The sequence below is a fragment of the Mycobacterium shinjukuense genome (genome assembly GCF_010730055.1).
GTDB lineage: Bacteria > Actinomycetota > Actinomycetes > Mycobacteriales > Mycobacteriaceae > Mycobacterium > Mycobacterium shinjukuense.
The window spans coordinates 1,180,672-1,193,249 of record NZ_AP022575.1 but is presented as its reverse complement, the minus strand read 5'-3'; the positions used below and the strand labels follow the sequence as shown (position 1 = coordinate 1,193,249).

At 67.4% G+C, this 12,578-nt stretch carries 10 protein-coding genes and 1 other RNA gene; 4 read left to right on the top strand and 7 right to left on the bottom strand.

Features of this window, described 5'->3' with window-relative positions; all coding sequences use genetic code 11:
- Window positions 1-38 precede the first annotated feature (38 nt).
- The 4 genes from G6N20_RS05205 to G6N20_RS05190 form a co-directional block, all read right to left on the bottom strand.
- Complete coding sequence (locus G6N20_RS05205; protein WP_142271885.1) at window positions 39-1,598, bottom strand: alpha/beta hydrolase; 1,560 nt, start codon at window positions 1,596-1,598, stop codon at window positions 39-41.
- 62 nt (window positions 1,599-1,660) lie between these two features.
- Entirely contained in the window at window positions 1,661-3,352 is a 1,692-nt protein-coding gene (gene ctaD, locus G6N20_RS05200; RefSeq protein ID WP_083046562.1) for an aa3-type cytochrome oxidase subunit I, read from the bottom strand.
- Window positions 3,353-3,591: 239 nt separating this feature from the next.
- Window positions 3,592-5,148, bottom strand: a complete 1,557-nt coding sequence (locus tag G6N20_RS05195) for an alpha/beta hydrolase (RefSeq protein ID WP_083046561.1) — start codon at window positions 5,146-5,148, stop codon at window positions 3,592-3,594.
- A gap of 37 nt (window positions 5,149-5,185) precedes the next feature.
- Window positions 5,186-5,821: a TetR/AcrR family transcriptional regulator gene (locus G6N20_RS05190; RefSeq protein WP_083046560.1), complete on the bottom strand. Its 636-nt coding sequence runs from the start codon at window positions 5,819-5,821 to the stop codon at window positions 5,186-5,188.
- Between the two features lie 128 nt (window positions 5,822-5,949).
- Between G6N20_RS05190 and G6N20_RS05185 the strand changes: the two genes are divergently transcribed.
- Complete coding sequence (locus tag G6N20_RS05185; RefSeq protein ID WP_158084745.1) at window positions 5,950-7,008, top strand: alpha/beta fold hydrolase; 1,059 nt, start codon at window positions 5,950-5,952, stop codon at window positions 7,006-7,008.
- A 7-nt stretch (window positions 7,009-7,015) separates the two neighbouring features.
- Here the strand turns inward: G6N20_RS05185 and G6N20_RS05180 are convergent, their stop codons facing one another.
- Window positions 7,016-8,347, bottom strand: a complete 1,332-nt coding sequence (locus tag G6N20_RS05180; RefSeq protein WP_372516266.1) for a WS/DGAT/MGAT family O-acyltransferase — start codon at window positions 8,345-8,347, stop codon at window positions 7,016-7,018.
- Between the two features lie 192 nt (window positions 8,348-8,539).
- On the opposite strand from G6N20_RS05180, the gene panB reads away from it, so the two are divergent.
- Complete coding sequence (panB, locus tag G6N20_RS05175; protein WP_083046557.1) at window positions 8,540-9,385, top strand: 3-methyl-2-oxobutanoate hydroxymethyltransferase; 846 nt, start codon at window positions 8,540-8,542, stop codon at window positions 9,383-9,385.
- 25 nt (window positions 9,386-9,410) lie between these two features.
- Here the strand turns inward: panB and G6N20_RS21725 are convergent, their stop codons facing one another.
- Window positions 9,411-9,542 (bottom strand): hypothetical protein, encoded by a 132-nt coding sequence (locus G6N20_RS21725; protein WP_263992171.1) that lies wholly within the window; start codon window positions 9,540-9,542, stop codon window positions 9,411-9,413.
- Between the two features lie 122 nt (window positions 9,543-9,664).
- Between G6N20_RS21725 and G6N20_RS05170 the strand changes: the two genes are divergently transcribed.
- Window positions 9,665-11,194 carry a CYTH and CHAD domain-containing protein gene (locus tag G6N20_RS05170; protein WP_083046556.1) on the top strand — a complete coding sequence of 510 codons (1,530 nt, stop codon included), beginning with the start codon at window positions 9,665-9,667 and terminating at the stop codon, window positions 11,192-11,194.
- 23 nt (window positions 11,195-11,217) lie between these two features.
- On the opposite strand, the gene rnpB is transcribed toward G6N20_RS05170, so the two are convergent.
- Window positions 11,218-11,635: RNase P RNA component class A (gene rnpB / locus G6N20_RS05165), an RNA gene on the bottom strand.
- Between the two features lie 97 nt (window positions 11,636-11,732).
- Between rnpB and G6N20_RS05160 the strand changes: the two genes are divergently transcribed.
- Entirely contained in the window at window positions 11,733-12,443 is a 711-nt protein-coding gene (locus G6N20_RS05160) for a 2OG-Fe(II) oxygenase (RefSeq protein WP_083046555.1), read from the top strand.
- The last annotated feature ends 135 nt before the right edge of the window (window positions 12,444-12,578 follow it).

Genomic DNA, 12,578 nt, shown 5'->3' with positions numbered 1-12,578 from the left:
GCCGTCAGCGGCGTTCGCCAGGCTCGCGGCGAGCGGTGTCAACACCGCAGGTTCGCCGGTGGCGCGGTCAGATCCAGGAAGTACCGCAGCGCCGCGGTGTCCACGCAGTCGTTGCCGGCGAACACCGCGGTGTGCTGGGTTCCGTCGAAGGTGATCAGCGGGGCGCCCAGTTGACGGGCCAGGTCCACCCCGGCCTGATAAGGCGTGGCCGGGTCGTGGGTGGTGGAGACGACGACGACCTTGCCCGGTGGGGCCGGCGGGGCGGGGTGCGGGGTCGAGGTTGCCGGCACCGGCCAGAGCGCGCACAGATCGCGAGGGGCGTTGCCGGTGAACTGCCCGTAGCTCAGGAACGCAGCGACCTCGCGGATCTTGCGATCGGCGGCCACCCAGGGCGCCGGATCCGTCGGCGTCGGCGTGTCGACGCAGCGGATCGCGTGGAACGCGTCCTGGTCGTTGTCGTAGTGCCCGTCGCGGTGGCGGCCTTCGTAGTCGTCGGCCAGCAACAGCAGGTCGCCGGCGTCGGTGCCGCGCTGCAACCCGAGCAGGCCGCTGGTCAAGTACTTCCAGTGTTGCGGGGTGTAGAGCGCGTTGATGGTGCCCGTGATCGCGTCGGCGTAGCTCAGGCCACGCGGGTCCGAGGTCGTGCCCGGCTTGGCGACCAGCGGATCGACCAGCGCGTGGTAGCGGTTGACCCACTGGGCCGGGTCGGTGCCCAGCGGGCAGGCGGCCGAGCGAGCGCAATCGGCCGCGTAGTCGTTGAAAGCGGTCTGGAATCCGGCCATTTGGTTGATGGTTTCCTCGATCGGGCCGATGGTCGGGTCGATCGCCCCGTCCAGCACCATCGCCCGCACATGGGTGCCGAACCGCTCCAGGTAGGCGGTGCCCAGCTCGGTGCCGTAGCTGTACCCGAGGTAGCTGATCTGCTCGTCGCCCAGCGCCTTGCGGACCATGTCCATATCGCCCGCGGCCGACGCGGTGCCGACGTTTGCCAGGAATTCCTGGCCCATCCGCTCGACACAGTGTTGGGCCAGCTCGCGGTAGACCTGCTCGATGTGGGCCACACCGGGCGGGCTGTAATCGACCATCGGGTCCTGCCGGAAGGCGTCGAACTCGGCGTCGGTGCGGCAGCGCAGTGCGGGGGTGGAGTGGCCCACTCCTTTAGGGTCAAAACCCACCAGGTCGAAGTGCCGGGCGATCTCGGTGTCCTTCAGTTCGGGTGCCAGTCCGGCGACCATGTCCACCGCGGACGCCCCCGGCCCCCCCGGGTTGACCAACAGCGATCCGATCCGCCGGCCGGTCGCCGGAATGCGGATCACCGCCAGCTTGGCTTGTGTCCCAGTGGGTTTGGCGTAGTCGACGGGCACGGGCACCGTCGTGCATTGCGCGCTGGGGATGTCGGTGGTGTCGCCGATCACCCCTCGGCACGATCCCCAGTTCTGTTGGGGTGCCGCGAGCGGCACCCCCTGGCCCTGGGTCTGACCGGTGTCGGGTTCCGGCGTCGCGCCGGCCAACGGCACCGCCGGCGGTGACCCGCCGAGCAGCAGTCCGAACGACAGCAGCGCCAAGCTCATCGGTCTCAGGCGCCACATGGCCGTCAATCGTCGCACCCACGAATACCTGTGACGCTGCGAAATGGTCACGCCTTGATCTCGTACCCCCACTAATGGCGGCCAACGTGGGCTTCGGCGCGCATCCGCGGCACCATGTGCGGATAGTGCAGTTCGAACGCCGGCCGCTCGGAACGGATGCGGGGCAGTTCGGTGAAGTTGTGCCGTGGCGGCGGGCAGCTCGTGGCCCATTCCAGCGAGTTGCCGTGGCCCCAGGGATCGTCGACCAGCACGGGTTCGCCGAAGCGCCAGCTCTTGAACACGTTCCACACGAAGGGCAGCACCGAGACGCCCAGGATGAATGCCCCCACCGTGGAGATGACATTCAGCGTTTGGTAGCCATCGGTGGGCAGGTAGTCCGCGTAGCGACGCGGCATTCCCGAATCACCCAGCCAATGCTGGACAAGAAACGTGGTGTGGAAGCCGACGAGGGTCAGCCAGAAATGCAGCTTGGCCAGCCGCTCGTCGAGCAGGCGTCCGGTCATCTTCGGAAACCAGAAGTAGACCCCCGCGTAGGTGGCGAACACGATGGTGCCGAACAGCGTGTAATGGAAGTGCGCCACGACGAAATAGGTATCGCTGATGTGAAAGTCCAGCGGCGGGCTGGCCAGCAGTACGCCCGACAGGCCGCCGAGTAGGAAGGTGACGAGGAAACCGATCGAGAACAGCATCGGCGACTCGAACGTTAACTGGCCCCGCCACATCGTGCCGATCCAGTTGAAGAATTTCAGCCCGGTCGGCACCGCGATCAAAAACGTCATGAACGAGAAGAACGGCAACAGCACGGCACCGGTGGCGTACATGTGGTGGGCCCACACCGCCACCGACAGCGCGGCGATCGACAGCGTCGCATACACCAGCGTGGTGTAGCCGAAGATGGGCTTACGGGAAAACACCGGGAAGATTTCGGACACGATGCCAAAGAACGGCAGGGCGATGACGTACACCTCGGGGTGTCCGAAGAACCAGAACAGATGTTGGAACAGGATCGCCCCGCCATTAGCAGGGTCATAGACATGTGCCCCGAGGTGGCGGTCGGCGGCCAAGCCGAACAGGGCCGCAGTCAGCAGCGGAAAGATCAGCAGCACAAGCACACTGGTGACCATGATGTTCCACGTGAAGATCGGCATGCGGAACATGGTCATCCCTGGGGCCCGCAGGCACACCACGGTGGTGAGCATGTTCACCGCCCCCAGGATGGTGCCCAGACCACCGACACCGAGGCCCAGAATCCACAGGTCTCCTCCCGCGCCGGGAGTGTGGGCCGCGTTCGATAACGGGGTGTAGGCGGTCCACCCGAAGTCTGCCGCCCCGCCCGGCATGATGAAGCCGCTCAAGGCGATCAACGCACCGAAGACGAACAGCCAAAACGACAGCGCGTTCAGGCGCGGGAACGCCACATCCGGCGCGCCGATCTGTAGCGGCAGCACCAGGTTGGCGAACCCGAAAACGACTGGGGTGGCGTAAAACAGCAGCATGGCGGTGCCATGCATGGTGAACATCTGGTTGTACTGCTCGTTGGACAGGAATTGCAATCCCGGCGCCGCGAGTTCGGCGCGGATGAACAACGCCATCAGCCCGCCGATGAAGAAGAAAACGTAGCAGGCGACCATGTACATCATGCCGATCATCTTGTGGTCGGTCGTGCTGATGATCTGGTAAATGAGATTGCCCTTCGGGCCGACCCGGGCCGGAAAGGGCCGCCGGGCCTGTAGGTCTGTGACGGACGGCGCTTCAGCGGTCATGGGTGAACTCCTAGGGGATCCGACGAGCGCCCTAGTATTTCCAGTCGGCGCCGCACGTACCTAGGGCCAAAGGTCCCCAAGAATCAGCGGTCCGACGGTCACTGCCGCGGACCTCGGATCCTCGGTCGGGTGCTAACAGGCCGCCCAGGGCGACCGCATGCTCTCACCAAACGTGTTGTCCGGGCGCTAAACCCGCCGAAATTTCGCCCTGCCGTCACGCTCGGCGAGGGTTCGCCGGGTCAGCACGTCGCGCCGGGCGGCGGCGTCGTGCCGGTGATCAAATACGCCGTCGCGTAGTCGTCGACGCAGGATTCGCCCTGAAACACCACGGTGTGCTGGGTTCCATTGAAGGTCAGCAACGCGGCGTGCAGCTGGTTGGCCAGGTCGACCCCGGCCTGGTACGGCGTCGCCGGATCGTGGGTGGTGGAAACCACCACGGTCGACACCAGCCCGGGCGCCGAGACCACATGCGGCCTGCTGGTCGGCGGTACCGGCCAGAACGCGCAGGTGCCCAGCGGCGCGTAGCCGGTGAACTTCCCGTAGCTCATGAACGGGGCGATTTCGCGTGAGCGGCGGTCTTCGTCAACGACTTTGGCACGGTCGGTAACCGGCGGCTGGTCAACACAATTGATCGCCACCCGGGCGTCGGTGGAATTGTTGTAGTGGCCGTGCGAGTCGCGACGCATGTACATGTCGGCCAGGGTCAGCATGGTGTCTCCGCGATGGTCGGCCAGCTCCGAGAGCCCGTCGGTGAGGTGATCCCACAGGTTCGGCGAGTACAGCGCCATGATGGTGCCCACGATGGCGTCGCTGTAGCTCAGCCCGCGCGGGTCGTTGGTTTTCGCCGGTCGGCTCACCGCGAGGTCGTTGGGGTCGACCAACGGATCGACCAGGCTGTGGTAGACCTCGACGGCTTTGGCCGGGTCCGTGCCCAACGGGCAGTTGGCTTCCTTGGCGCAGTCGGCGGCATAGTCGTCGAACGCGTCCTGGAAGCCCTTGGCCTGTCGCAAGTCGGCCTCGACGGGATCGGCGTTGGGGTCGACGGCACCGTCGAGGATCATCGCCCGCACCCGCTGCGGGTAGGCCTCGGCGTAGGCGGAGCCGATCCGGGTGCCGTACGAGTAGCCTAGGTAGCTCAGTTTGTCGTCGCCCAGGGCCGCGCGGATGGCGTCGAGATCCTTGGCGACGTTGACCGTGCCGACATTGGCCAGGAACGTCGTGCCCATCTTGTCAACGCAGCGACCGACGAACTGCTTGGTCTCGTTCTCCATGCGCGCCACGCCCGCCTGGCTGTAGTCCACCTGCGGCTCGGCCCGCAGCCGGTCGTTGTCCGCATCGGAGTTGCACCAGATCGCCGGCCGCGAGGACGCCACGCCACGCGGGTCGAAGCCAACCAGGTCGAACCGTTCGTGGACGCGCTTCGGCAACGTCTGGAACAGGCCCAACGCGGCCTCGATGCCGGATTCGCCGGGGCCACCGGGGTTGATCACCAGCGAACCGATCTTGTCCCCGGTCGCCGGGAAGCGAATCATCGCCAGCGTCACCACGTCGCCGTCGGGATGGTCGTAGTCGACGGGCACGGCGAGCTTGCCACACAGCGCGTTGCCGGGGATCTTCACCCCCGGCTTAGAGGAACGGCACAAGGTCCACTCCACCGGCTGGCCCAGCCCCGGCTCGGCCATCCGGGCACGCCCGCCGACCACCCGGACGCAGCCCGCAACCACCAGGGCCACGGCGAACAGCGCGGTCCCGAGCAGCAGCGTGCGCGCGAGTTGGCCGCGGCAACACAGGCACATGGCACCCTATGGTGCCAGAGCAGACCGCAGATCCTGGTCAGCGGCCGTCGGCGGGATCGGGCAGCGGCTTGCGGCACAGCTGGCGGGCCTCTTCGGCGGGCAACCCGAACATCGTCAACAAGTCCTCGGCGACTCGGTCGGTGGTTTGCGCCTCGTCCCGTTCCGGTTGTTGGTGCAGCAGCTGGCCGAGGCCTAGCAGCGCGCCCCCGGCGACCGCCATCGCCAGTTCCGGGTCCGCCACCTGGAATCTGCCGGCCGCGGCTGCCGCGGCGATGTCGCGTTGGGCGCGCGGCGCCAACCCGCGGTCGGCGGTGATCATGCCCAGCCCGTGACGGAGCACGACAAGGCTGTCAGGCCGGCGGAGCATCCGCCCGGTCAGCCGGAAGCTGAGGGCGAACGCTTCCGCCGGATCGTCGAGCGGCTCCGTCAGCGCGTCCAGCAGCGCGCCGTGGGCGTCCAGGGCTTCGTTGATGGCCGCCTCGAAGAGCTGTTCCTTGCTGTCGAAGTGGTTGTAGAAGGAGCCGACACCGACATCGGCGGCTTGGCTGATGTCTTGCACCGGTGCGTTGAACTTGCCGGCCACGATGAAGCTCTGCGCGGCCTTGATCAGGGCGGCGCGGGTGCGCTGCTTGCGCCGTTCGAGCCGGTTGAGCGGCTGGTCCCGGTCGTCCACGGGCGGCCTCCTCGGTCTGCGACGAACCTGATCGAGGATACCTCAATTATGAACGTTTCTTCAGAACTTATTGACTGACGATATCGTCGAGAGTGATGATATCTTCACTAGACCACGGAGGAGTGCCCATGACAACGCCGGTTGACCTGTCCTACACCGAACCGCCGCGACGGGCGATCGAACAGTTCGAGGTGGGGCTGGCGCAGGCCCTGCGATCCGCCGAGCAACTCATCGCCGCCCTCGGCGACGCCGCACCCGCCCAACCCAATCACGACGGTGATACCGAGCGGCTCGGCTCGGTCACCGCCGTCCATCGGTTCGTCGACGCGCCGGGCGACAGCGAAACCGTCCAATGGCATGTCGTGGAATCCGGCGCCCCCGCCAACCACACCGTGGTGTTCCTGCATGGGGTGCCGGACTCGTGGTGGCAGTGGCACTACGCCCTGGAAGGCCTCGGCCAGCGCTACCACTGCGTGGCGATCGATCTGAAAGGTTATGGTCAGTCCGACAAACGCAGCGGCGACTATCGCCAGGCCGGGGTCGCCGAACAGCTCGGCGCCCTGCTCGACGAGCTGGGGATCGGCGAATTCACGCTCGTCACCCACGATCGCGGCAGCCCGGTCGGTGACCACCTGGTCGCGGCGATGGGTGACCGGGTCCGCGGGTATGGCCGTGGCCAGCAACATCTTTGGCATCTGCACCCCCGCCTGCACCCGCAGGAGCAGCTGATGCAGGCCGCGGAGGCGCCCGCCATGCTGGGCGACGCCCGGCGGTTCGTCGCCACCGCCTACGCATGGCTCACCGAACGACCCGTCGCCCGGCACGACCTGCTGCGCACCATCGAGGAGTTCAGCCACCCCGGGATTGCCACCGCGGTGCCGCGCTACTTCCACTCCTCATCGTTTCGGCAGGAGTGGGTGGACCGTCGGACGCGACTCGTCCGATCCTGGACGGCTCCGGTGCTGCTGCTGCAGGGCGCCCACGACCCGCTGCAGCCGCGTGAGTTCTACGAGGATCCGGAGCTGGTGGCCATGCTGCCGCCGGGAAGCGACGTGCATCTGTTCGACACCGGTCACTTCTGGCCGTTCGAGGCGCCGCAGGCGACGGTCACCGTGCTGGCCGACTTCTGTGATCGCGTGACCAAGTCGTCACCGCGCGAGACGACGGTCGCCAGGCGCCACGAGTAGCCTTTCGCTATTTCGCGGCCGCGAGCAGTTCTTCCATCCCGACGGGGAATTCATCGGCCATCTCCCACAGGTCCGCAAGCAGATCCGGGCAGGAGATCAGCCCGACGTGCAGCTTGCCGTTCAACGACAGCACGGTGATGTTCAGACCCGAGCCGTGAAAGATCGGCCCCAGCGGATACATCGCCTTGACCTCACAGCCCAGCATGTACAGCGGTATCTGTGGACCCGGCACATTGGAGACCACCAGGTTGTGCACCGGCAAGCTCTCGGTCAGCCGGGTCCTGGCATAAACCCGCATGGCGACACCGAACACCGCCGGCGCGGCGAACTGTGACCAATCCTGCAATAGCGTGGCGCCGATGGCCGAACTGTGTTGTTTGGCAATCGAATTCGCGTCCGCGATGGCCCGCAGGCGCTCCGCCGGGTCGGCGATGTGGGTATGCAGGCTGGCGAACATGGCCGTGACTTGGTTGCGGCCGGGCCGATCGGATCTGCCGCGCACCGAGACCGGCACCGAGGCCACCAGCGAGGATTCCGGCAAGGCGTTTCGCTCCGCCAGGTATTGCCGAAGCACCCCGGCCACCAGCGCCATCACCACGTCGTTGACCTTGACACCGAAGCCGTCCTTGACCGTCTTGACGTCCTCGAGGTCCAGCTGGGCATAGGCGATGTTGCGCCGGCAGCTGATGCTGGCGTTGAACACCGTCCGCGGTGCCGCGAACGGACGCGCCATGGTCAGGCCTTCCCGGGCCCGCAGCACGGTCGAGACGACCGACGCCATGGTCTCGGGCACCATGTTGACCAGCTGAAGCGGCCGGGTGGCGAACCTGATCAGGCCGCCCGCGGCGATCTGCCAGCCACTGCCGCCGCCGACGCCGCGCACCGGATCCGGCGGCGGCGCGTCCGCTTCGGTGGTGCACAGCTGCGACAGCAGGTTGGCGCCGGTCACGCCGTCCACGCCGGCATGGTGCACCTTGGTCATCACCCCCAGTCGGCCCCGACGGTGGCAATCGGTGCCGGCCACGCCTTCGATGACCCACATCTCCCACAGCGGCCGCCTGCGATCCAACGGCAATGACGCGATGTGGCCGCAGACTTCCGATACTTCCGCCCGACCGCCCGGTGCGGGCAACCCGATGCGATGCACGTGGCGATCGATGTGGAAGTTCTCGTCTTCCACCCAGACCGGGTGGTCGAGGTTCAGCGGGGTGTTGGCAAGCTTCTCGCGGAACTGCGGCATGGCCCTGATCCGCAGCGACAACGCCTCGCGCAGCCTGTCGAACGTGTAGCCGCCCGGCATGGTCGCGGTGTCCAGCTCCATGATCGAGCAAACATGCATGGGTTGGGAGGAGGTTTCCAGGTACAGAAAGCTGGCATCGAGTCCACTGAGCCGCTGCATCCGCAGATGGTATGTCGATTGGGGGGGCCGGCGCTGCATCGGAACGCACCGGATGGCAGACTGTCAGGGTCAGACGAACCCGGGGACCCAGCGGGGCCACGAGGATCGACCCGACCACCACTAGGGACAGCAATGTCTGAACAGAACATCTATGGGGCCAACGCCTCCGACGCCGCCGCGCCTTCGACCAAGATCCGGATCCACCACCTGCAGAGATGGAAGGCCGAGGGGCACAAGTGGGCCATGCTCACGGCCTACGACTACTCGACCGCACGAGTCTTCGACGAGGCCGGCATCCCCGTGCTGCTGGTCGGCGACTCGGCCGCCAACGTCGTGTACGGCTACGACACCACGGTGCCGGTCTCCATCGACGAGCTGATTCCGCTGGTCCGGGGCGTGGCGCGGGGCGCCCGACACGCGTTGGTCGTCGCCGACCTGCCGTTCGGCAGCTACGAGGCGGGCCCCCCCGCGGCGCTGGCCGCCGCCACGCGTTTCATGAAGGAGGGCGGCGCGCACGCCGTGAAGCTGGAGGGCGGTGAGCGGGTCAGCGGGCAGATCGCATGCCTGACCGCCGCGGGCATACCGGTGATGGCCCACGTCGGATTCACCCCACAGAGCGTCAACACCCTCGGCGGCTTCCGCGTACAGGGCCGCGGCGACGCCGCCGAGCAGACCGTCGCCGACGCGATCGCCGTCGCCGAAGCCGGCGCGTTTGCCGTTGTGCTGGAGATGGTGCCCGCCGAGTTGGCCACCCTGATCACCGGCAAGCTCACCATTCCGACCGTCGGGATCGGGGCGGGTCCCAATTGCGACGGCCAGGTTCTGGTTTGGCAGGACATGGCCGGGATGAGCGGCGGCAAGACCGCCCGCTTCGTCAAACGCTATGCCGACGTCGGCGGCGAATTACGCCGAGCGGCCAGGCAATACGCCGAGGAGGTGGCCGGCGGGATGTTCCCGGCGCAGGAGCACTGCTTCTAGAGCTGGCATCGCTCCCGGAAGTCGGTCAGCCGCCGGCGACCACGCCAGCCGGGGCACGCTCGAAAACCAACATCGACCGCTCCTTTGCCAAGTACTCGAACAGCCATACCCGAAGCCGTCGCCCGCGCACACGATAGGCGGTTGAGGTGAACCGCATCGACTCAACATGCCACGAAGCCGCCCGGCCGGCCGGCAACCCCGATGTGGCAGTCTATGGGGGCCTGGCCATGCATATCGAGGATCCACGACCGCGGTGACGCGCTCTTACCGGAGGCGAAAATGCCTGCACAAGCGCCAAAGCCGGCGCGCCAACTGGAGGTCGAGCGCAAGTTCGACGTCGTCGACTCGACGGTGTCTCCATCGTTCGAGGGCATCGCGGCGGTGGCGCGCGTCGAAAGGTCGCCGGCCCAACGGCTGGACGCGGTGTACTTCGACACCCCAACCCAGGACCTGGCAGGCCATCGGATCACCCTGCGGCGGCGCACCGGCGGCCCGGACGCCGGCTGGCACCTGAAGTTGCCGGCCGGACCCGACGCCCGCACCGAGATCCGCGCGCCGATCGCCACCCCCGGGGGCGCCACCGCAGACGCCGCGCCCGCCGAGTTGCTGGACGTGGTGTTGGCGATCGTTCGCGACCGCCCGCTCGGCCCGGTGGCACGGATCACCACCCAACGGGAGAGCCAGATCCTGTACAGCGCCGAAGGTGTCGCGCTTGCGGAGTTCTGCGATGACCAGGTCACCGCGTGGTCGGCCGGAGCGTCCGACCGCCCCGACGCCGCCCTCGCCGAACAACGGTGGCGCGAGTGGGAACTGGAGCTGCTCGCCGCGAATGGGACCGCCGACCGGGACCTGTTGACCCGGCTGAGCAACCGGCTGCAGGATGCCGGCGCCGTGCCCGCCGGCCACAGCTCCAAGCTGGCGCGGGTGCTGGGCGCGACGTCGCCGAAAGCCGACACCCCACCGACCGACCCGGTGCATCGCGCCGTGGCCCAGCACGTCGAGGAGCTGCTGGTGTGGGATCGTGCCGTGCGTGCCGATGTACCCGACGCCGTGCACCAGATGCGGGTGACCACCCGCAAGATCCGCAGCCTGCTGCGCGAACCCGTGAATTCGTTGGGGATGTCCGACCGCGCGTGGGTTCTCGATGAACTGCGTGAGCTCGCCGCCGTGTTGGGGGTGGCGCGGGACGCCGAGGTGCTCGGCGAGCGCTACCGGCGCGAGCTGGACCGGCTGGCGCCCGAGCTGGTGCGTGGACCCGTTCGCGAACGCCTCATCGACGGCGCGCGGCGTCGTTACCAAACCGGGTTGCGGCGGTCGCTGATCGCCATGCGGTCGACGCGATATTTCCGTCTGCTCGACGCCCTCGACGCGATGGTGACCGAAAATCCGGTCGCCACGGTCGGCCAGAACCCGGCACCGGTGACCATCGACGCGGCTTACAAACGCGTCCGCAAGGCCGCCCAGGCCGCAACCGAGGGCGATCACGAGAGCGCACCCACCCCCGATGAGGCGCTGCACCGGATCCGCAAGCGCGCCAAGCGATTGCGCTACACCGCGGCGGCCACCGGCGCCGACGACGTGTCGCAGCAGGCCAAGGCCATCCAGACGTTGCTCGGTGATCATCAAGACAGCGTGGTCAGCCGGGAACATCTGCTGCGTCAGGCCCAAGCCGCGCACTCCGCGGGCGAGGACACCTTCACCTACGGTGTGCTCTATCAGCGGGAGGCCGAGCTAGCCGAAAGTTGTCGCCGGCGGCTCGGTTCCGCGTTGCGCATGCTCGACAGATCGGTTCGCAAAGCCCGGCGCTGAGCAAGCGGGCCATCCGGCGGTGGCGGACGAGTTGGCCTGTAAGCCGGATTCTGTTCCGCGCCGCCGCTGCTCGAGCAACGGCGGCGCGGCGGCGACCATCCATCTGGACACACCGTCACCGGGTGCCTCAAGCGGCCTACCCGCAGACTCGGGCGAGCAACCCTCGAACGTCTGCGCGACCGCACTGTTGATGCGGTCTTCTTGGCCTTGCTTCGGGTGGGGTTTGCCGAGCCATTCCGGTCACCCGGGATGCTGGTGCGCTCTTACCGCACCGTTTCACCCTTACCACCACGAGGGCGGCGGTTTGTTTTCTGTGGCACTTTCCCGCGAGTCACCTCGGATTGCCGTTAGCAATCACCCTGCTCTGTGAAGTCCGGACTTTCCTCGACCCGGCGCAGGCCCTCACGGGCCAACCCGGGCCGCGGCCGCCCGGCCAACTCGTCCGCCAGGAACACGGTACTCGCTGTGCGCCGTCGCGGCCAGCGGTCACCGCGGACCCTATCGTGGACACAGCGACGACAGGAAGTGAGGTCTGCCCATGCCCCGGTGGGAACGGCGGGTCGACTCCGCCGATTGGGACGAGATCACCGCCCGGGTCAACGAGTACGGCGGCGCGCTGTTGCCGCAACTGGTCACGCCCATCGAGGCGGCGCGGCTGCGCAAGCTCTACTCCGACGACAGCCTGTTCCGCTCGACCATCGACATGGCGCCCAAACGATACGGCGCGGGCCAGTACCGCTACTTCCACGCGCCCTATCCCGAGCCGATCGAGCGGCTCAAGCAGGCGCTCTACCCCAGGCTGCTGCCGATCGCCCGCGACTGGTGGGCCAAGCTGGGCCGGGCCACCCCCTGGCCGGACAGCCTGGACGAGTGGTTGGCCGCCTGCCACGCCGCCGGCCAGACCAGATCCACCGCCCTGCTGTTGAAGTACGGCGCCAACGACTGGAATGCGCTGCACCAGGACCTCTACGGGGAGTTGGTGTTTCCGCTGCAGGTGGTGATCAACCTGAGCGATCCCCACGCTGACTACACCGGCGGCGAGTTTCTGCTCGTCGAGCAGCGTCCGCGGGCGCAATCCCGGGGTACCGCAACACAATTGCCTCAGGGGCATGGCTATGTGTTCACCACCCGTGATCGCCCGGTGGCCTCGACGCGCGGTTGGACGGCCGTACCGGTGCGTCACGGTCTGTCGACCGTTCGTTCCGGAGAACGCTACGCGATGGGACTGATCTTTCACGACGCGGCGTAAACGGTACCGCGGGGGCGTTGCCCGGGCCGCCGGGTGCCCTACCCGCAGATGATGCCCAGCCAGGAAACCACGCCCGCCCGCGGCATTCCCAGCGGCGTCTGCTGATGTCGCGAAACTGCTTGTCCCGCATCGTCG